Annotated in this window: 28 protein-coding genes; 27 read left to right on the top strand and 1 reads right to left on the bottom strand. The window is 65.0% G+C overall.

Annotation, left to right across the window (positions count from 1 at the left end; genetic code table 11):
• The 4 genes from ACREEF_RS05640 to ACREEF_RS05625 form a co-directional block, all read left to right on the top strand.
• Window positions 1-122, top strand: a 122-nt coding sequence (locus tag ACREEF_RS05640) for a hypothetical protein (protein ID WP_431564621.1), incomplete at its 5' end; no start/stop codon positions are given.
• A gap of 247 nt (window positions 123-369) precedes the next feature.
• Window positions 370-1,509 carry a GNAT family N-acetyltransferase gene (locus ACREEF_RS05635; protein WP_431564619.1) on the top strand — a complete coding sequence of 380 codons (1,140 nt, stop codon included), beginning with the start codon at window positions 370-372 and terminating at the stop codon, window positions 1,507-1,509.
• Entirely contained in the window at window positions 1,509-2,432 is a 924-nt protein-coding gene (locus ACREEF_RS05630; RefSeq protein ID WP_431564618.1) for a cupin-like domain-containing protein, read from the top strand. Before ACREEF_RS05635 ends, ACREEF_RS05630 begins: the two co-directional genes overlap by 1 nt.
• 105 nt (window positions 2,433-2,537) lie before the next feature.
• Window positions 2,538-3,434: a GIN domain-containing protein gene (locus ACREEF_RS05625; RefSeq protein WP_431564617.1), complete on the top strand. Its 897-nt coding sequence runs from the start codon at window positions 2,538-2,540 to the stop codon at window positions 3,432-3,434.
• A 150-nt stretch (window positions 3,435-3,584) separates the two neighbouring features.
• On the opposite strand, the gene ACREEF_RS05620 is transcribed toward ACREEF_RS05625, so the two are convergent.
• Window positions 3,585-4,331 (bottom strand): hypothetical protein, encoded by a 747-nt coding sequence (locus ACREEF_RS05620; RefSeq protein WP_431564616.1) that lies wholly within the window; start codon window positions 4,329-4,331, stop codon window positions 3,585-3,587.
• A gap of 605 nt (window positions 4,332-4,936) precedes the next feature.
• Here ACREEF_RS05620 and rpsJ point away from each other — a divergent pair.
• The 23 genes from rpsJ to ACREEF_RS05505 all read left to right on the top strand — a co-directional run bounded on the left by rpsJ (window position 4,937) and on the right by ACREEF_RS05505 (window position 16,677).
• The gene (gene rpsJ / locus ACREEF_RS05615; protein WP_105563630.1) at window positions 4,937-5,242 is read left to right on the top strand and encodes a 30S ribosomal protein S10; all 306 of its coding nucleotides are present in this window, start codon (window positions 4,937-4,939) and stop codon (window positions 5,240-5,242) included.
• Window positions 5,243-5,265: 23 nt separating this feature from the next.
• A complete protein-coding gene (rplC, locus tag ACREEF_RS05610; RefSeq protein WP_431564615.1) occupies window positions 5,266-6,015 on the top strand; it encodes a 50S ribosomal protein L3 in 750 nt (249 codons plus the stop codon).
• On the top strand, window positions 6,015-6,653 hold the full coding sequence (gene rplD / locus ACREEF_RS05605) for a 50S ribosomal protein L4 (RefSeq protein WP_292083343.1): 639 nt from the start codon (window positions 6,015-6,017) through the stop codon (window positions 6,651-6,653). Before rplC ends, rplD begins: the two co-directional genes overlap by 1 nt.
• On the top strand, window positions 6,653-6,958 hold the full coding sequence (locus ACREEF_RS05600) for a 50S ribosomal protein L23 (protein ID WP_431564614.1): 306 nt from the start codon (window positions 6,653-6,655) through the stop codon (window positions 6,956-6,958). The genes rplD and ACREEF_RS05600 overlap by 1 nt, the downstream gene beginning before the upstream one ends.
• A gap of 4 nt (window positions 6,959-6,962) precedes the next feature.
• A complete protein-coding gene (gene rplB, locus ACREEF_RS05595; protein WP_207826381.1) occupies window positions 6,963-7,799 on the top strand; it encodes a 50S ribosomal protein L2 in 837 nt (278 codons plus the stop codon).
• A 2-nt stretch (window positions 7,800-7,801) separates the two neighbouring features.
• Window positions 7,802-8,080 (top strand): 30S ribosomal protein S19, encoded by a 279-nt coding sequence (rpsS, locus tag ACREEF_RS05590; RefSeq protein WP_184272436.1) that lies wholly within the window; start codon window positions 7,802-7,804, stop codon window positions 8,078-8,080.
• Window positions 8,081-8,083: 3 nt separating this feature from the next.
• A complete protein-coding gene (gene rplV / locus ACREEF_RS05585) occupies window positions 8,084-8,464 on the top strand; it encodes a 50S ribosomal protein L22 (protein WP_409020433.1) in 381 nt (126 codons plus the stop codon).
• A complete protein-coding gene (gene rpsC, locus ACREEF_RS05580) occupies window positions 8,464-9,210 on the top strand; it encodes a 30S ribosomal protein S3 (RefSeq protein WP_431564613.1) in 747 nt (248 codons plus the stop codon). The genes rplV and rpsC overlap by 1 nt, the downstream gene beginning before the upstream one ends.
• A 6-nt stretch (window positions 9,211-9,216) precedes the next feature.
• Window positions 9,217-9,657: a 50S ribosomal protein L16 gene (rplP, locus tag ACREEF_RS05575; RefSeq protein WP_431564612.1), complete on the top strand. Its 441-nt coding sequence runs from the start codon at window positions 9,217-9,219 to the stop codon at window positions 9,655-9,657.
• On the top strand, window positions 9,654-9,851 hold the full coding sequence (gene rpmC, locus ACREEF_RS05570) for a 50S ribosomal protein L29 (RefSeq protein ID WP_431564611.1): 198 nt from the start codon (window positions 9,654-9,656) through the stop codon (window positions 9,849-9,851). The genes rplP and rpmC overlap by 4 nt, the downstream gene beginning before the upstream one ends.
• Window positions 9,852-9,861: 10 nt before the next feature.
• A complete protein-coding gene (rpsQ, locus tag ACREEF_RS05565) occupies window positions 9,862-10,104 on the top strand; it encodes a 30S ribosomal protein S17 (RefSeq protein WP_105563640.1) in 243 nt (80 codons plus the stop codon).
• 18 nt (window positions 10,105-10,122) lie between these two features.
• A complete protein-coding gene (gene rplN / locus ACREEF_RS05560; RefSeq protein ID WP_021698481.1) occupies window positions 10,123-10,491 on the top strand; it encodes a 50S ribosomal protein L14 in 369 nt (122 codons plus the stop codon).
• A gap of 1 nt (window position 10,492) precedes the next feature.
• Window positions 10,493-10,801 (top strand): 50S ribosomal protein L24, encoded by a 309-nt coding sequence (rplX, locus tag ACREEF_RS05555; protein ID WP_431564610.1) that lies wholly within the window; start codon window positions 10,493-10,495, stop codon window positions 10,799-10,801.
• Window positions 10,801-11,361 carry a 50S ribosomal protein L5 gene (gene rplE / locus ACREEF_RS05550; protein ID WP_431564609.1) on the top strand — a complete coding sequence of 187 codons (561 nt, stop codon included), beginning with the start codon at window positions 10,801-10,803 and terminating at the stop codon, window positions 11,359-11,361. The genes rplX and rplE overlap by 1 nt, the downstream gene beginning before the upstream one ends.
• Before the next feature lie 19 nt (window positions 11,362-11,380).
• Window positions 11,381-11,686 (top strand): 30S ribosomal protein S14, encoded by a 306-nt coding sequence (gene rpsN / locus ACREEF_RS05545; RefSeq protein WP_431564608.1) that lies wholly within the window; start codon window positions 11,381-11,383, stop codon window positions 11,684-11,686.
• A 15-nt stretch (window positions 11,687-11,701) separates the two neighbouring features.
• Window positions 11,702-12,100 carry a 30S ribosomal protein S8 gene (rpsH, locus tag ACREEF_RS05540; RefSeq protein ID WP_114818612.1) on the top strand — a complete coding sequence of 133 codons (399 nt, stop codon included), beginning with the start codon at window positions 11,702-11,704 and terminating at the stop codon, window positions 12,098-12,100.
• 1 nt (window position 12,101) lies between these two features.
• Entirely contained in the window at window positions 12,102-12,635 is a 534-nt protein-coding gene (gene rplF / locus ACREEF_RS05535) for a 50S ribosomal protein L6 (RefSeq protein WP_431564607.1), read from the top strand.
• Between the two features lie 3 nt (window positions 12,636-12,638).
• A complete protein-coding gene (gene rplR, locus ACREEF_RS05530; protein WP_207826423.1) occupies window positions 12,639-12,995 on the top strand; it encodes a 50S ribosomal protein L18 in 357 nt (118 codons plus the stop codon).
• 13 nt (window positions 12,996-13,008) lie between these two features.
• Window positions 13,009-13,614, top strand: a complete 606-nt coding sequence (rpsE, locus tag ACREEF_RS05525) for a 30S ribosomal protein S5 (protein ID WP_105563647.1) — start codon at window positions 13,009-13,011, stop codon at window positions 13,612-13,614.
• A gap of 5 nt (window positions 13,615-13,619) precedes the next feature.
• Entirely contained in the window at window positions 13,620-13,814 is a 195-nt protein-coding gene (gene rpmD / locus ACREEF_RS05520; RefSeq protein WP_105563648.1) for a 50S ribosomal protein L30, read from the top strand.
• Between the two features lie 160 nt (window positions 13,815-13,974).
• Window positions 13,975-14,568 carry a 50S ribosomal protein L15 gene (gene rplO / locus ACREEF_RS05515; RefSeq protein WP_431564606.1) on the top strand — a complete coding sequence of 198 codons (594 nt, stop codon included), beginning with the start codon at window positions 13,975-13,977 and terminating at the stop codon, window positions 14,566-14,568.
• A gap of 147 nt (window positions 14,569-14,715) precedes the next feature.
• Complete coding sequence (gene secY / locus ACREEF_RS05510) at window positions 14,716-16,092, top strand: preprotein translocase subunit SecY (protein WP_431564605.1); 1,377 nt, start codon at window positions 14,716-14,718, stop codon at window positions 16,090-16,092.
• 24 nt (window positions 16,093-16,116) lie between these two features.
• Complete coding sequence (locus ACREEF_RS05505) at window positions 16,117-16,677, top strand: adenylate kinase (RefSeq protein ID WP_431564604.1); 561 nt, start codon at window positions 16,117-16,119, stop codon at window positions 16,675-16,677.
• The last annotated feature ends 35 nt before the right edge of the window (window positions 16,678-16,712 follow it).

Genomic DNA, 16,712 nt, shown 5'->3' with positions numbered 1-16,712 from the left:
ACAACGCCGAGCTGAACGTCGAACTGATCACCCCGATCGCCATGGATCAGGGTCTGCGCTTCGCCATCCGCGAAGGCGGCCGCACCGTCGGCGCCGGCGTGGTGTCCAAGATCATCGAGTAATCGATTGATCCGGGCCCTCGGGCTCGAACAGTAGGCGTACCGGCCTCTCCTCGGAGGGACCGTAGTATCGAGTAACAGAGCGGCCCCCGGAGCAATCCGGGGGCCGTTTCTGCGTAGGGGGTGATGGACAGCGTGCGCGGTAGGCCCAGCATAAACGGCCTCAAGTAGCCCGAAGGGCGGTAGGCCCCATCTTGATGCCGCGATGTTGGAACGGAACTTGCTGTCCCTACTGCCCAAAGGGGGGCTCATGTCCGGCGAACTGACCATCGAAATCCGTAGCCTGGAAAGTTTGACGGGCGAGGAGCGCGCGCAGTGGAACGGCTGGGCGGCGGCGGATCCTGATCTGGCCAGCCCCTATTTCCGCGTGGAGTTCGCCGAGATCGCCGGCAGGGTCAGCCCGGACAGCGCCCTGGCCGTGTTTCGCCGGGACGGCGCCGTGGTCGGCTACTATCCCTATCAGAGACGCGGCGGGGCCATTCTTCCCGTCGCCGCGCCGATGAACGACTATCACGGCGTGATCGGGCCGAAGGCGATGCGTCCGTCGCTGGGGGAGGCGGCGCAACTGCTGGGCGGGGCGCGGTTCAGCGTCAGCGGCTGGGTAGGGACAGCGTCGGGCGGCGTGAGCGGCGAGAGCTTCCGCACCACTATTCCCGAGGAGGGCGGCTATGACGCCTGGTATGCGGCTCGGCGCCAGGCCTTCGGCAAGTATTTCAAGGACAAGGAGCGGGCGCGCCGCAGCATGGCCAGCGAACTGGGCGAACTGGAGGTCCAGATCGGCCTGCGCGACCCGGCGCTGCTGGACGAGTTGATCGAGCTGAAGCGCGAGCAGTATCGGCGCACCGGGCGCCACGACGTCTTCGCCTGCGGCTGGACGGCTGATTTGCTGCACGCGCTGATGGCGCATGAGCAGGCCGACTTCGGCGCTTCGGTGGCGGTGCTGCGGGCCGGCGGCAGGATCGCGGCCATGGAGTTTTCGCTGCACGCCGGCCAGCGGTTCCACTTCTGGTTCCCGGCCTATGTCCCGGCCCTGGCGAGGTGCGCGCCGGGCATCATGCTGAGCATGGAGACCATTCGGCAGGGGGCGGACCTGGGCTATCGCGACTTCGACTACGGCTTCGGGGGCGAGACCTATAAGCGCTATTTCTGCGACACGGTTCAGCCCGTGGTTGAGGCGACGATCCTGAAACCCGGCCTGGGGGCCGCGCTGAACGGCGCCGGCGCCGCGGCGCTGGCCTTGGCGGGGGGCGAGCAGCTGGCCGCGAGCGTGCGCCGGCGCTGGAACGTCATCGAGGCCTGCGAGATCAGTACGGCAGGTCGACTGAAAGGCGCGGCTTTGGCCACGCGCACGGCCCTGTCCAAGGCCGCCGGCCGCTGGGCGGCGGCGTGATGAACGAGATGTCCATGTCCGAGCGCCGCACCCGCTATCCCGGCCCAATCGCCCAGGCGGGCGTGCACCCGCACGGCCTGATCGCCCGGGGTTTCGCCGAGGACGCCGCTCTGGCCGCGCTGCTGGACCGCTATCCTGCGGACCTGTTCGACATCAACCTGTACGACTACGACGACGAGGGGCAGGTCTCGCTGCGCACCGGCGCGCGGGGGCGGCTGGACGGCGGGCAATTGCTGGAGGCGATCCAGCAGGGGCGGCTGTGGGTCAACCTGCGCAACGTCGAGACCGGTTGGCCCGAGCTATGGGCGGCGGCCATGGCCGAGTTCCGCACGGTCGAGGCGGCCTATCCGGGCCTGAAGGCGGTCAAGAACGCAGGGCAGCTGATCCTGTCGTCGCCCAAGGCGAGGGTGCCCTATCATTTCGATGCGGCCGGGGTGGTGCTTTTCCACCTGCGCGGTCGCAAGCGGATCTTCGTCTATCCGGGCGACGAGGCGCACCTGGCCGAGCAGGACATGGAACAGGTAGTCGCGCGCCAGACGACCGAGGAACTGCCCTACACCCTGGCCTTCGAGGGCGACGCCCAGGTGGTGGATCTGGAGCCGGGGCAGGCGCTGACCTGGCCGCTGTATGCCCCGCATCGGGTGGAGAATCTGGATCGGTTCTGCGTCTCCCTGTCGATGGATTTCCAGACCTGGCCGTCACGGTTCCGCAATGGCGCCCTTTACACCAATGCCGTGCTGCGCAGCCGAGGCGGTTCGCCGCGGCAGACGGACCGGATGGGGCCGGGGGAGTTGGCCCTGCGCTGGGCCGCGTCGCTGGGTTTGAAGCGGACGGGCGCGCTGAAAAGCCGGATCGCTCACATCGAGCGGCAGTTCGAGCCGCAGGTCGGCGTGGCCGACGGCGCGGGCGCGTTGAAGGCCTGATCGGCGGAAGGCTGCTTTCTTACAACGACTTCATGACCTCGATTTAAAATGACTTGAGGCCCGTCAGCGACCACCTTCGCCACAGATCAGGAGAGGGACACCGCCATGAAGATCGCCGTCTACGCCGCCGCCTCGGCCGCCGTTCTGGCCGCATTCGCCGCCGCCCAGCCCGCCGCCGCCCAGGACGCCGAGATTCGCAATGCGGTGGCCCGCGTCATCGTCATTCCCGAGGACCGGGCCGACATCGCTGTCGAGATCACGCCCGGATCGGCGAACCTGCCTCAGCCCAGCGTCGAGCGCCGCGGGAACAAGGTCCGCATCGACGGCGGACTGGGCCGCCGCCGCAGCCTGTTACAGTTCAACAGCGACAGCATCCGCAGCTGCAACAGCGGCCCGGCCGACGCCCGCCAGCCGGGCGAAGGCGCCACGGTCGAACTGCGGGGCCTGGGCCGCATCCGCCTGGAGGACGCGCCGCTGATCGTCCTGCGCACGCCGCGCGACGTGGACGTCAGTTCGGAAAGCGGAATCTATGGCGCGATCGGACGCGGCGCACGCTCCGTCGATCTGGGCGCGGGCGGCTGCGGCAACTGGACGGTAGCCAATGTCGACGGCCGCATGGAGATCGGCGTCGGCGGATCAGGCAGCGTGCGCGCCGGCACGTCGCGGGAACTTGAAGCCAACGTTGGCGGTTCGGGCTCGATCCTGGCGGGCGCCACGGGTGATCTGGAGGCCAATGTCGGCGGCTCGGGCAGCATTGCCGTGGCCGGCGTGAACGGGGCCGCTGAGGTGTCCATCGGCGGCTCGGGCGACGTGACGGTCCGGGGCGGCCGGGCGTCCAGCCTCGAGGTCTCCATCGCCGGATCGGGCGATGTCGCCTTTAACGGCACGGCCGGCAGTCTGGAGGTCTCGATCGCGGGATCGGGCGACGTGCGGGTCGCCGAAGTGACGGGGCCGGTGTCGCGCTCTATCGTGGGTTCGGGCGAGGTGCATATCGGACGCTGATCCGACTGATCGCTGCGAGAGAAGGCCCGGGAGCGTGGAACCCCCCGGGCCTTTTTCGTGCCTGTAACGTGGTCGAGATTCAGCCAAGAAAAAGCCCCGGCGGATCGCTCCGCCGGGGATTCGTTTCGACCGGAAGTCGAGGCTTCTGGATTAGAAGCCGCGGATGCCCGGCAGACCGGCCAGGGTGCGGCCCAGGTTGGCGCCGGCGCGGTCCAGCGACTGCAGGGTGCTGCCGAAGTTGTAGCGGGCGCCGATCATGAAGGTGTCCGAATCGACGTCGACGTCGTCCAGCGACACGCGCTGATACGTGCCGTAGACGCTGAACGGGCTGTTGGCGAACTGGTACTCGGCGCCGGCGCCGTAGGCCCAGGCGTCGACTTCACCAACCACGTCGGCGTCGATGGTGTTGTACGAGACGCCGGCGTTCAGGCGCAGCGACGGGTTGACGTAGTAGGCGGCGTCGCCGCCGAAGGTCCAGGCGTCAGCGCCGTCCAGATCCGTGTAGGCGACCAGACCCGTCAGGGTCGCCGAAGCCAGGTACTTCTGCACTTCGCCGCCGACGGTGAAGGTGTTCGCGTCGCCGATGTCCGTGACGCCGACGAAGCCGCCGGCGCGCAGGTCCGAACCGAAGGTTTTCGTCAGGTGGGCGGCGCCCGAGGCGGCGGTGTCGTCGCCGGCGTTGCTGTTGGAGTAGGTGACGGCGCCGTTGACGGTCACGGTCCATTCAGGAGCGACCTTGAAGGCGCTGACGCCGTCCAGCTGAGCGCCGTCGGTCTTGAAGCCTTCGGTGTCCGTGTGGACGTAGCCGATGCCGGCCGAGCCGACAGCGTCTTGAGCCAGGGCGGGAGCGGCGATCAGGGTCGCGGCGGCGACCGAGGCGAGGAAGACGGTTTTCATTATGATTATCCTTTTTGTCGTGCCGCCGGGTTCGCACCGCAGCGGGACTGCGCAGATAGTCCCCGGATCGACGCTTTGCTGTAACGAACTTGTCATCTTTCAGCGGTTTAGGGCCGATGTTGCCGAAGTGTGACGCATTGCGGCATGATTGCGTCACTGGACGGCGCGGAATGAGGCCAAGCCCTAACGGCCTTGTCATTTCGCCGTTCTTTGGCCCAAACCGTTAAAGGCGTGGCGCGGAAGGGTGTCGGTCGACGGGCGGAGCCGTTCGGGTTCCTGGCGTCGAGCGTTCGACGCGGCAGGTTGGGCGAGTGAGTCCGAAAGCCCCGCGCCGCCACGGTTTCGCCGCTTGACGGAAACGGAATCGGAGGGCATAAGCGCCCCTCTTGTTGGACCGGCTGTGCATCTTCGGGTGCAGACGCGGTTCGCAGGAACGACCTAAGTTACTGTTCTTTGCAGCTTCTTGGGACTTTACGGCCTTCGCGGGGAACTGCGTGGGCCGATCGTTTTTGCGGATTTGCGTTCCTTGGGGCTCTGCCCGAGGCTTCGGTCTTTGAAATGGTTCACAGGGACGCGGTTCCGACCGCTTGGGAATAACAACCGATATGGATCAAAGCATCCGCATCAGGCTCAAGGCCTTCGATCATCGCGTCCTCGACTTTTCGACGCGCGAGATCGTCAACACCGCCAAGCGCACCGGGGCGACCGTTCGCGGTCCGATCCCGCTGCCGACCCTGATCGAAAAGTTCACCGTGAACCGCTCGCCGCACGTCGATAAGAAGTCGCGTGAGCAGTTTGAAATCCGCACGCACAAGCGCGTGCTCGACATCATCGACCCCACCCCGCAGACCGTGGACGCGCTCATGAAGCTCGACCTGTCCGCTGGCGTGGACGTCGAGATCAAGATTTAAGAAAGAAAGAGGCGGGATCCGACATGCGTACGGGCGTGATCGCCAAGAAACTGGGTATGACGCGCGTCTTCTCTGAAGACGGCGTGCACATCCCGGTCACGGTTCTGCAGCTTGATGGCTGTCAGGTCGTGGGTCAGCGCACTCAAGAGCGGGACGGCTACGTCGCCCTGCAACTGGGTGCCGGAACCAAGAAGGCAAAAAACACCAACAAGGCTCAGCGCGAAGTTTTCGCCAAGGCCGAGGTTGAACCCAAACATTATGTGACCGAGTTCCGCGTTGATGCGGATGGTCTGCTGGACGTGGGCGCCGAACTGTCGGCTGATCACTTCCTGGCGGGTCAAAAGGTCGACATCCAGGGCGAGACCATCGGTAAGGGCTTCGCCGGCGCCATGAAGCGCTGGAACTTCGGCGGCCTGCGCGCCACCCACGGCGTGTCGGTGTCTCACCGTTCGCACGGTTCGACCGGCCAGCGTCAAGACCCGGGCAAGACCTTCAAGGGCAAGAAGATGGCTGGCCACTACGGCCAGGAAGTCGTCACCCAGCAGAACCTGACCGTCGTCCGCGTGGACGCCGAGCGTGGCCTGATCCTGATCAAGGGCGCTGTCCCGGGTCACGACGGCAGCTACGTCAAGGTTCGCGACGCCGTTAAGAAGGCCCGTCCGGCTGAGGCCCCGTTCCCGGGCGCCGTCAAGTCGACGAAGGCCGCTCAACCCGCCTCGACGCCGGCTGAAGAAGCTCCGGCCGTTGAAGCGACCGAAGGCGGTGAAGCGTAATGAAACTCTCTGTCATCAAGCTCGACGGCAAGGCTGCCGGCGACGTTGAACTGTCGGAAGCCGTCTTCGGCATCTCCGACATTCGCGGCGACCTGCTGGCCCGTTACGTCAACTGGCAGCTGGCCAAGCGCCGCGCCGGCACGCACAAGGTTCAAACCCGCAACGAGAACTCTCGTACGGGCAAGAAGATGTACAAGCAAAAGGGCACCGGCGGCGCTCGTCACGGTTCGCGCCGTGCACCGCAGTTCGTCGGCGGTTCGCGCGCCTTCGGTCCGGTCGTTCGCGATCACGGCTACTCGCTGCCGAAGAAGGTCCGCGCCCTGGCTCTGCGTCACGCCCTCAGCTCGAAGGCCAAGGCCGGCGATCTGATCGTGGTCGACAGCGTTTCGGTCAAGGAAGCCAAGACGGCCTCGCTGCGCGAGACCTTCGGCAAGCTCGGCTGGACCAAGGCTCTGATCATCGCGGGTCCGGAAGTCGATACCAACTTCGGCCTGGCTGCTCGCAACATCCCGCACATCGACGTGCTGCCGAACGCCGGCCTGAACGTCTATGACATCCTGCGGGCCGACAAACTGGTGCTGACCAAGGCCGCCGTCGAGGCGATCGAGGCGCGCTTCGCTGAGAAGGAAGCCGCATAATGGCCGCCGCTCAACCCACCGCCAAACACTACGACACCGTCCTGGCTCCGATCATCACGGAAAAAGCCACGATCCTGTCGGAGCAGAACAAGGTCGTCTTCCGCGTCGCCGGCACGGCGACCAAGGACGAGATCGCCGCTGCGGTCGAGAGCCTGTTCAAAGTCAACGTCCTCAAGGTCAACACCCTGGTTCAAAAGGGCAAGACCAAGCGCTTCCGGGGCATCCTGGGCCGTCGCGTGGACATCAAGAAAGCGATCGTGACGCTGGCTGACGGCCAGTCGATCGACGTCACGACGGGGCTCTAAGACGATGGCCTTGAAAACCTACAATCCGACGTCGCCGGGCCGCCGCGCCCTGGTGCTGGTCGACCGGTCCGAGCTCCACAAGGGCCGTCCCGAGAAGTCGCTCGTTGAAGGCCTGACCAAGTCGGGCGGTCGCGGGCAGGGCGGTCGCATCGCTGTTCGCTTCCGCGGCGGCGGTGCCAAGACCCTGTATCGCAAGATCGACTTCAAGCGTCGCAAGTTCGACGCCATCGGTACGGTCGAGCGTCTGGAATACGACCCGAACCGCACCGCCTTCATCGCCCTGGTGACCTATGCCGACGGCGAGAAGACCTACATCATCGCTCCGCAGCGCCTGAAGGCTGGCGACGTCGTCGTCGCGGGTGAAAAGGTCGATGTGAAGCCGGGCAACGCCATGCCGCTCCGCTCGATGCCCGTGGGTACGATCATCCACAACATCGAGATGAAGCCGGGCAAGGGCGCTCAGCTGGCCCGTTCGGCCGGCGCCTACGCCCAGCTGGTCGGCCGCGATCAGGGCTACGCCCAGATCCGTCTGGGCTCGGGCGAGCTGCGCATGGTCCTGGACTCGTGCATGGCCACTGTCGGCGCCGTGTCGAACCCGGACCACATGAACCAGAACCTCGGCAAGGCCGGTCGCGTTCGTCACATGGGCTGGCGTCCGCACGTTCGCGGCGTCGCCATGAACCCGATCGACCACCCGCATGGTGGTGGTGAAGGCCGGACCTCTGGTGGTCGTACCCCGGTTACGCCGTGGGGTAAGGACACCAAGGGCACCCGCACCCGCAAGAACAAGGCTACGGATAAATACATCATCCGTACTCGCCACGTGAAGAAGGCTCGCTAAGAATGGCCCGCTCCTCCTGGAAAGGCCCGTTTGTCGACGGGTATCTGCTCAAGAAGGCCGACGCCGTTCAAACGTCGGGCCGCAAGGACGTGATCAAGACCTGGTCGCGCCGCTCCACCATCCTGCCGCAGTTTGTCGGCCTGACCTTCGGCGTCCACAACGGCCAAAAGCACGTGCCGGTGATGGTCAACGAAGACATGGTCGGCATGAAGTTTGGCGAGTTCGCCCCGACCCGGAACTTCCCGGGCCACGCGGCGGACAAGAAGGCCAAAAGGAAGTAACTGATGGCCAAGTCCAACAACCCCCGCCGCGTCGGCGCCACCGAGGCTCGCGCCAAGCTGGTCAACGTTCGCATCAGCCCTCAAAAGCTGAACCTGGTCGCCGCTTCGATCCGCGGTCTGCCGGTTCAGAAGGCGCTGAACGAGCTTGAGTTCAGCCGCAAGCGCATCGCCACCGACGTCCGCAAGGTCCTGTATTCGGCCGTGTCCAACGCCGAAAACAACCACAACCTCGACATCGACAACCTGATCGTCGCCGAGGCCTTCGTGGGCAAGAACCTGGTGATGAAGCGCTTCGCGAGCCGCGCTCGTGGTCGCTCGTCGCGCATCCTGAAACCGTTCAGCGAGATCACGATCGTGGTCCGTGAAGCCGGCGAGGCCGCCTGATGGGACAGAAAATCAATCCGGTCGGTCTGCGCCTTGGCGTGAACCGCACGTGGGACAGCCGCTGGTTCGCCGGCGGCGCCGACTACGCCCGCCTGCTGCACCAGGACCTGAAGCTGCGTACGTGGCTCAAGGAACGCCTGGTCGCCGCCGGCGTGTCGCGCATCATCATCGAGCGTCCGCACAAGAAGTGCCGCGTGACGATCTATGCCGCCCGTCCGGGCGTCGTGATCGGCAAGAAGGGCGCTGACATCGAGAAGCTCCGCAAGGACATCTCGGCTCGCACCGAAGGCGAAGTTCACCTGAACATCGTCGAAGTCCGCAAGCCGGAAACCGACGCGCAGCTGATCGCCGAGAACATCGCACAGCAACTGGAGCGCCGGATCGCCTTCCGTCGCGCCATGAAGCGTTCGATGCAGTCGGCGATGCGTCTGGGCGCCAAGGGCGTTCGGATCAACGTCTCGGGTCGCCTGGGCGGCGCTGAAATCGCTCGTATGGAATGGTATCGCGAAGGTCGCGTGCCGCTTCACACGCTGCGCGCCGACATCGACTATGGCTTCTACGAAGCCAAGACGACCTACGGCATCATTGGCGTGAAGGTCTGGGTCTTTAAGGGTGAAGTGCTCGAGCACGACCCGATGGCTCAGGACAAGCGCTGGGCCCAGGAAGCTTCGGGTCCGTCGTCCAACGAAGGCCGTGAGCGCGGCCCCCGCGGTGATCGCGGTCCGCGCCGTGGTCGTGAGGGCTGATAGGCCATGTTGCAACCGAAAAAGACCAAGTACCGCAAGGCCTTCAAGGGCCGCATCCATGGCGCAGCCAAGGGTGGTTTCTCGCTGAACTTCGGCTCCTACGGCCTGAAGACGGTGGAACCGGAACGCATCACCGCACGCCAGATCGAAGCGGCTCGCCGCGCGATCACGCGCCAGATGAAGCGTCAGGGCCGCGTCTGGATCCGGGTCTTCCCGGATCTGCCCGTCACGGGCAAGCCGGCTGAAGTCCGGATGGGTAAGGGCAAGGGCGCCGTGGACCACTGGGCCGCGCGTTGCCACCCGGGCCGCATCCTGTTCGAAATCGACGGCGTGCCGGACGATGTGGCTCGCGAAGCGCTGCGCCTCGGCGCCGCCAAGCTGCCGGTCCGCACCAAGGTGGTCACCCGCCTCGACGCCGGCATCGCTCACCTTGAGGAAGCGGCATGACCAAGATCGCCGATCTCCGGGGTCAAACCCCCGACCAACTGTCCGACGAGCTGCTGAAGCTCAAGAAGGAACAGTTCAACCTGCGCTTCCAGGCCGCTACCGGCCAGATGGAAAAGACCCATCGGGTCTCGGAAGTGCGCAAGGACATCGCTCGCATCTCCACGCTTCTGCGTGAGAAGCGCGCGGCGGTTTAAGGAAACACCTATGCCCAAACGTATTCTTGAAGGCGTGGTCGTGTCCGACAAGGGCGACAAGACGGTCGTTGTGAAGGTCGAGCGCACTCTGCTGCACCCGGTCCTGAAGAAGATCGTCCGTCTGTCCAAGAAGTACCACGCTCACGATGAGGGCAACGCCCTCAAAGTCGGCGACGTCGCACGCATCGTCGAGTGCGCCCCCAAGTCCAAGCTGAAGCGTTGGGAAGTCGTTTCCCCCGCCTCGGCTTCCTAAAGAAAAGGATCGGATCCTATGATCCAGATGCAAACTAACCTGGAGGTCGCCGATAACTCGGGCGCCCGCCGGGTCATGTGCATCAAGGTGTTGGGCGGCTCCAAGCGCCGCTACGCCTCGGTGGGCGACACTATCGTCGCCTCGGTGAAGGAAGCTATTCCTCGCGGCCGCGTGAAGAAGGGCGACGTCGTTCGCGCCATCGTCGTGCGCACCGCCAAGGACATCCAGCGCAAGGACGGCTCGGTCATCCGTTTTGACAAGTCGGCCGCCGTCATCGTCAACAAGCAGAACGAGCCTGTCGGCACGCGGATCTTCGGCCCGGTTCCCCGCGAACTGCGCGCCAAGAACCACATGAAGATCATCTCGCTGGCTCCGGAGGTCCTGTAACATGGCCGCCAAGATCAAGAAGGGCGACAACGTCGTCGTCCTGACCGGCAAGGACAAGGGACGCACCGGCCAGGTGCTGAAGGTCCTCCCGACCGAAAATCGCGTCGTCGTGCAAGGCGTCAACATGGTTCAGCGCCACACGCGCCCGACCCAGGCTGACCCGCAAGGCGGCATCAAGAACAAGGAAGCCTCGCTTCACCTGTCGAACGTCGCGATCGCCGACGCCAACGGCAAGGCGACCCGCGTCGGCTTCAAGGTCGAAGGCGACGCCAAGGTTCGCTTCGCCAAGACCACGGGAGACGTCATCTGATGGCCGACACCAAGTACACGCCGCGTCTCAAGACCGAGTATCAGGACCGCATCCGCGGCGCCCTGAAGGAAAAGTTCGGCTACACGAACGAGATGCAGATCCCCAAGCTGGACAAGATCGTCTTGAACATGGGTATCGGTGAAGCTGTCGCCGACTCCAAGAAGGCCAACGCGGCCCTCAAGGATCTGACGGCCATCGCCGGCCAGAAGGCTGTCGCCACCAAGGCTCGTAACTCCATCGCCGGCTTCAAGCTGCGCGAAGGCATGGTCATCGGCGGCAAGGTCACGCTGCGCGGCGCCCAGATGTACGAGTTCCTGGACCGCTTCATCACGATCGCGCTGCCGCGCGTGAAGGATTTCCGTGGTCTGAAGGGCACCTCGTTCGACGGTCGTGGCAACTACGCCACGGGTCTGAAGGAACACATCGTGTTCCCCGAGATCAACTACGACCAGATTGATCAGATGTGGGGCATGGACATCGTCGTCTGCACCACGGCCAAGACCGATGAGGAAGCCAAGGCTCTCCTCACCGAGTTCAATTTCCCGTTCATCAAGAACTGAGCGGGAAGGGAAGAGAACAATGGCTAAGAAAAGCGCCGTAAACCGTAACGAAGCCGTCAAGGCCCTGGTTGCGAAGTATGCCGCGAAGCGGGCTGCCCTCAAGGCGACCGCCAACGATGAAAGCCTGCCGCTGGAGGAGCGCTTTGACGCGCGCCTGAAGCTGGCCGAGCTGCCGCGCAACTCCGCCCCGACCCGCATTCGCAACCGTTGCGAAGTCACGGGCCGTCCGCGGGCCTTCTACCGCAAGCTCAAGATGAGCCGGATCGCCATGCGCGAACTGGGCAACCTGGGGCAGATCCCCGGCCTGACGAAGTCGAGCTGGTAAGGGGAGCGAACAGACATGATGATCAACGATCCCCTGAGCGACATGATCGCTCGCATCAAGAACGCGGCGACCCGCAAGCGTTCCAAGGTGCTGACCCCGGCCTCCCGCCTGCGCCAGCGCGTCCTCGACGTGCTGCAGGACGAAGGCTACATCCGCGGCTATTCGCTGGTTCAAAACCCCGGCGAGTTCCCGCAGTTCGAGATCGAGCTGAAGTACTTCGACGGCCAGCCGGTGATCGCTGAGATCGCTCGCGTGTCGAAGCCCGGCCGCCGCGTCTACTCGGCCATCAACGATCTGAAGCCGATCAAGAACGGCCTCGGCATCTCGATCCTTTCGACTTCGAAGGGCGTCATGTCCGACGCCAACGCCCGCGACGCTAACGTCGGCGGCGAAGTCCTCTGCAGGGTCTACTGATATGTCCCGTATTGGCAAGAAAACCATCGCTGTGCCGAAGGGCGTGACTGTCACGCTCGACGGCCAGACCGTCTCGGTGAAGGGTCCCAAGGGCGAACGCTCCTGGACCGTGGCCGAAGAAATCGAAGTCACCCAGGGCGAAGAGGGTCTGTCGCTGACCCCGCGTTCGGACACCCCGCGCGCTCGCGCCATGTGGGGTCTGTCGCGCACCCTGGTCGACAACATGGTTGTCGGCGTCACCGACGGCTTCGAGAAGACCCTGGAACTGGTCGGCGTCGGTTACCGCGCCGCCCTGAAGGGCCAGGCTCTGTCGCTGCAGCTCGGCTTCTCGCATGAAGTCGACATCGCGCCGCCCGCCGGCATCACCTTCGCCGTGCCGAAGCAAACCGAGATCAAGATCTCGGGTTCGGACAAGCAGGTCGTCGGTGAAATCGCCGCCGTCATCCGCAAGCTGCGTCCGCCGGAACCCTACAAGGGCAAGGGCGTGCGCTATCAGGGCGAAACCGTCCGGCGCAAGGAAGGCAAGAAGAAGTAAGTCATGGCTCTTTCTCTGCAACAACAAGCCAAGCGCCGCGCCGAACGCAACCGTCGTCGCCTCAAGGCTGTCGCCAACGGTCGTCTGCGTCTGTCGGTCTTCCGTTCGGACAAGAACATCTCGGCTCAGATCATCGACGACGCTCAAGGCGTCACGGTGGCCGCCGCCTCGTCGCTGGAAGGCGGCAAGGGCTCGAAGGGTTCGGACGTCGCCGCTGCTGCTCTCATCGGCAAGCTGATCGCCGAACGCGCCATCGAGAAGGGCGTCAAGGACGTCGTCTTCGACCGCGGCGGCTACATCTATCACGGCCGCGTCAAGGCGCTGGCGGAGGCCGCGCGTGAAGCCGGCCTGAACTTCTAAGGGATCGAGAAGCATGGCTCGTGAACCCCAACGCGGACAAGGTGGTCAGAACCGCGACCGCCGCGACCGTAACGCTCCCGCTGTCGACGGTCCGGATTCGGACATCGTCGAAAAGCTGGTGCACATCAACCGCGTCGCCGCCACCGTTAAGGGCGGACGTCGTTTCTCGTTCGCGGCCCTGATGGTCGTCGGCGACGGCAAGGGCCGGGTCGGCTTCGGTCACGGCAAGGCGCGTGAAGTGCCGGAAGCCATCCGCAAGGCGACCGAAGAAGCCAAGAAGACCATGATCCGCGTTCCGCTCCGCGAGAACCGCACCCTGCACCACGACGGCAACGGCCGTTGGGGCGCCGGCAAGATCATGATGCGCGCCGCCCCTCCCGGGACCGGCGTCATCGCCGGCGGTCCGATGCGTGCGGTCCTCGAAACCCTCGGCGTCCAGGACGTCGTGGGCAAGTCGACCGGTTCGTCGAACCCCTACAACATGATCCGCGCGACCTTCGAAGCTCTGAAGGTTCAATCGTCGCCGCGTCAGGTTGCTGCAAAGCGTGGCAAGAAGGTCGCCGACCTGATGGGCCGCCGCAACGACGGCGCCTCGGCGCCTGAAGCAGTCGAGGGCTGATAGACATGGCCAAGAACGAAAAAGCCACCGTCACGGTTCGCCAGACGGCCAGCCCGATCCGCCGCAAGTCGGATCAGCGCGCCACTCTGTCGGGCCTGGGTCTGAACCGCATCGGCCGTGAGTCGACGCTGGAAGACACCCCCTCGGTTCGTGGGATGATCGCCAAGGTCGCCCACATGGTCGAAGTGGTCGAAAAATAAGCAGGTGCGCCCTCTCCCGTTCGCGGGGGAGGGCGTTTCGCTTTTGAAGAAGCATCTTGCGATGCTGCGACGGGCCGCTTAGAAGCGGCCTTCAATTTTTCCAACGCCGAGTCAGATTGCGTTACGCAGCCTGGCGCTAGAACCCGAAAGGATCAGGCATATGAAACTGAACGAAATTCGCGACAACGAAGGCGCCCACAAGAAGCGTATGCGCGTCGGCCGCGGCCCGGGTTCGGGCAAGGGCAAGACCGCCGGTCGCGGCGTCAAGGGTCAGAAGTCGCGTTCGGGCGTCGCCATCGGCGGCTTCGAAGGCGGTCAAATGCCGCTGTACATGCGTATGCCGAAGCGCGGCTTCAACAACGCCAACGCTCTGAAGCTGGCCGAAGTGAACCTGTGGCGCGTGCAAGAAGCCATCGACGCCGGCAAGCTGGACGCCAAGGCTGAGATCAACGGCGCCGCCCTGGTGGCCGCCGGCGTGATCCGCCGCGTCAAGGACGGCGTCCGCGTTCTGGGCGAAGGCGAGCTGAAGGCCAAGCTGAACCTGGTCGTGTGGTCGGCCTCGGCCGGCGCCATCAAGGCCATCGAAGCCGCCGGCGGTTCGGTCGAGCAACAGCGCATCGCCGCTGAAGCCAAGGCCGCTGCTCGCGTCGAGAAGCGCAACGCCGCCAAGGGCAAGGCTCCGGCTCCTAAGGCTCCGCTGGGCGACGCCAACAAGATCTCGGCCCGCGCCAAGCGCACCGCGGCCAAGGCCTAAAATCGATATCGTCATCCCGTGCGAGCGTCGCTGACGCGACGTTCGCCGGGATCATCCGCACCGGGATGACGATTTTCCGAAAGCGGCTCTCGCAAGGGAGCCGCTTTCCGCCTATCTGACGACGGGCATAGTCGTGGGGACCGCCTGATGGCTTCGGCCGCTGAACAACTCGCTGCCAATATGAACATGGGCTCGTTCGCGAAAGCGACCGAGCTGCACAAACGCCTGCTGTTCACGCTGGGCGCGCTGCTGGTCTATCGGATCGGCACCTATGTTCCGATTCCGGGCATCAATTCCGAGGCCTTCCTGGCCTTCTTCCAGAACCCTGATGGCCAGCGCGGCATCCTGGACATGTTCAATATGTTCTCGGGCGGCGCTGTCGAGCGGATGGCCGTCTTCGCGCTGAACGTGATGCCGTACATCTCGGCCTCGATCATCGTGCAGCTGATGGGCGCGGTGTATCCGCCCTGGGAGAAGCTGAAGAAGGAAGGCGGCGAAAGCGGCCGCAAGCAGCTGAACCAGTACACCCGTTACCTGACGGTCTTTCTGGCCCTGGCCCAGTCCTTCGGCATCGCGGCGGGCCTCAACGCCCAGGCCGGCCTGATCGATTCCCCCGGGATCTTCTTCATCATTTCGACGGTCACCACCCTGACCGGCGGCACCATGTTCCTGATGTGGCTGGGTGAGCAGGTGACGGCGCGCGGCGTCGGCAACGGCATCTCGCTGATCATCTTCGCCGGCATCGTGGCGGTCCTGCCCGCTACCATCGCCCGACTGCTGGGCCTGGCCCAGCAAGGTCAGATGTCGGTCTTCGTCCTGCTGTTCATCGCCGCCCTGGCCGTGGCGACTATCGTCTTCATCGTCTTCATGGAACGCGCCCAGCGCCGTCTTCTGATCCAGTATCCGAAGCGCCAGGAAGGCAACCGCATGACGGGCGGCGAGCGTTCGTTCCTGCCGCTGAAGGTCAACACCGCCGGCGTCATCCCGGCCATCTTCGCCTCGTCGCTGCTGATGCTGCCGACGACGGTGGCCACCTTCACCGCCAACGCCAACCTGCCCGAGTGGATGAGCTGGCTGCCGCTGGTGACGGCGCAGCTGACGCACGGCCAGCCGCTGTTCATGATCCTGTATGCGGTCCTGATCGTCTTCTTCTGCTTCTTCTACACCTCGATCACCTTCAACCCCGAGGACACGGCCGAGAACCTGCGCAAGTACGGCGGCTTCCTGCCGGGAATCCGTCCGGGCAAGCGCACGGCCGAGTATCTGGACTATGTGCTGACGCGCCTGACGGTGATCGGCGCGGCCTACATCACCGCGGTCTGCCTGCTGCCGGAATTCCTGGTCAGCAACCTGGGCAACAGCCTCTACTTCGGAGGAACGTCTATCTTGATCGTCGTCTCGGTCACGATGGACACTGTCGCCCAGATTCAGTCCCAACTGCTGGCGCACCAGTACGAAGGCCTGATCAAGAAGGCCAAGCTGCGTGGTCGCGGCCGGGGCGGTCCCGCCCCCGCCCGGCGCTGATGCTCGGGTAGGGGAGCCCGTAAGATGAACCTGATCCTGTTCGGCCCGCCCGCGGCCGGTAAAGGCACGCAAGCCAAGCGCCTGGTCGAAGAGCGCGGCATGGTCCAGCTCTCGACCGGCGATATGCTGCGCGCGGCGATCGCCTCGGGCTCCGAACTGGGGCTCAAGGTGAAGGACGTGCTGGCGCGCGGCGACCTCGTCACCGACGAGATCGTCATCGCCCTGATCGAGGACCGCCTGCCGGAGGCCGAGGCCGCCGGCGGCGCCATCTTCGACGGCTTCCCCCGCAATGTGTCCCAGGCGGAAGCCCTGGACGCCATGTTGGCCAAGCGCGGCGCCAAGATCGATCGCGTCGTCCGCCTCAAGGTCGACGATCAGGCCCTGACCGACCGGATCGCCAAGCGGTTCGCCGAGCAGGGCCGTCCGGACGACAATCCCGAGACCTTCAAGGACCGTCTGGCCGTCTACAACGCCCAGACCGCCCCCCTGCTTCCCTATTATGACGCCCAGGGCAAGCTGACCGAGATCGACGGCATGGGCGACATCGCCACGGTCGCCGCCGCTATCGACGGCGCCCTGGCCTGAGACGCGCCTGATCTGAAGCGGGGGTTCGGGCGTTA

The organism is Brevundimonas sp. (assembly GCF_050729455.1).
GTDB lineage: Bacteria > Pseudomonadota > Alphaproteobacteria > Caulobacterales > Caulobacteraceae > Brevundimonas.
This window is presented reverse-complemented; position numbering and strand designations above follow the sequence as displayed.

Excerpts from the sequence above, each read along its gene's own strand:
- rplD (WP_292083343.1), top strand. The coding sequence starts at position 6,015 with ATGAAACTCTCTGTCATCAAGCTCGACGGCAAGGCTGCCGGCGACGTT.
- ACREEF_RS05635 (WP_431564619.1), top strand. The coding sequence starts at position 370 with ATGTCCGGCGAACTGACCATCGAAATCCGTAGCCTGGAAAGTTTGACG.
- rpsE (WP_105563647.1), top strand. The coding sequence starts at position 13,009 with ATGGCTCGTGAACCCCAACGCGGACAAGGTGGTCAGAACCGCGACCGC.
- ACREEF_RS05620 (WP_431564616.1), bottom strand. The coding sequence starts at position 4,331 with ATGAAAACCGTCTTCCTCGCCTCGGTCGCCGCCGCGACCCTGATCGCC.
- rplO (WP_431564606.1), top strand. The coding sequence starts at position 13,975 with ATGAAACTGAACGAAATTCGCGACAACGAAGGCGCCCACAAGAAGCGT.
- rplF (WP_431564607.1), top strand. The coding sequence starts at position 12,102 with ATGTCCCGTATTGGCAAGAAAACCATCGCTGTGCCGAAGGGCGTGACT.
- secY (WP_431564605.1), top strand. The coding sequence starts at position 14,716 with ATGGCTTCGGCCGCTGAACAACTCGCTGCCAATATGAACATGGGCTCG.
- rplE (WP_431564609.1), top strand. The coding sequence starts at position 10,801 with ATGGCCGACACCAAGTACACGCCGCGTCTCAAGACCGAGTATCAGGAC.
- rplX (WP_431564610.1), top strand. The coding sequence starts at position 10,493 with ATGGCCGCCAAGATCAAGAAGGGCGACAACGTCGTCGTCCTGACCGGC.
- ACREEF_RS05625 (WP_431564617.1), top strand. The coding sequence starts at position 2,538 with ATGAAGATCGCCGTCTACGCCGCCGCCTCGGCCGCCGTTCTGGCCGCA.
- rplP (WP_431564612.1), top strand. The coding sequence starts at position 9,217 with ATGTTGCAACCGAAAAAGACCAAGTACCGCAAGGCCTTCAAGGGCCGC.
- ACREEF_RS05630 (WP_431564618.1), top strand. The coding sequence starts at position 1,509 with ATGAACGAGATGTCCATGTCCGAGCGCCGCACCCGCTATCCCGGCCCA.
- rpsH (WP_114818612.1), top strand. The coding sequence starts at position 11,702 with ATGATGATCAACGATCCCCTGAGCGACATGATCGCTCGCATCAAGAAC.
- rpsJ (WP_105563630.1), top strand. The coding sequence starts at position 4,937 with ATGGATCAAAGCATCCGCATCAGGCTCAAGGCCTTCGATCATCGCGTC.
- rpmC (WP_431564611.1), top strand. The coding sequence starts at position 9,654 with ATGACCAAGATCGCCGATCTCCGGGGTCAAACCCCCGACCAACTGTCC.
- rpmD (WP_105563648.1), top strand. The coding sequence starts at position 13,620 with ATGGCCAAGAACGAAAAAGCCACCGTCACGGTTCGCCAGACGGCCAGC.
- rpsQ (WP_105563640.1), top strand. The coding sequence starts at position 9,862 with ATGCCCAAACGTATTCTTGAAGGCGTGGTCGTGTCCGACAAGGGCGAC.
- rplB (WP_207826381.1), top strand. The coding sequence starts at position 6,963 with ATGGCCTTGAAAACCTACAATCCGACGTCGCCGGGCCGCCGCGCCCTG.
- ACREEF_RS05600 (WP_431564614.1), top strand. The coding sequence starts at position 6,653 with ATGGCCGCCGCTCAACCCACCGCCAAACACTACGACACCGTCCTGGCT.
- rplR (WP_207826423.1), top strand. The coding sequence starts at position 12,639 with ATGGCTCTTTCTCTGCAACAACAAGCCAAGCGCCGCGCCGAACGCAAC.
- rpsC (WP_431564613.1), top strand. The coding sequence starts at position 8,464 with ATGGGACAGAAAATCAATCCGGTCGGTCTGCGCCTTGGCGTGAACCGC.
- rplC (WP_431564615.1), top strand. The coding sequence starts at position 5,266 with ATGCGTACGGGCGTGATCGCCAAGAAACTGGGTATGACGCGCGTCTTC.
- rpsS (WP_184272436.1), top strand. The coding sequence starts at position 7,802 with ATGGCCCGCTCCTCCTGGAAAGGCCCGTTTGTCGACGGGTATCTGCTC.
- rpsN (WP_431564608.1), top strand. The coding sequence starts at position 11,381 with ATGGCTAAGAAAAGCGCCGTAAACCGTAACGAAGCCGTCAAGGCCCTG.
- ACREEF_RS05505 (WP_431564604.1), top strand. The coding sequence starts at position 16,117 with ATGAACCTGATCCTGTTCGGCCCGCCCGCGGCCGGTAAAGGCACGCAA.
- rplV (WP_409020433.1), top strand. The coding sequence starts at position 8,084 with ATGGCCAAGTCCAACAACCCCCGCCGCGTCGGCGCCACCGAGGCTCGC.
- rplN (WP_021698481.1), top strand. The coding sequence starts at position 10,123 with ATGATCCAGATGCAAACTAACCTGGAGGTCGCCGATAACTCGGGCGCC.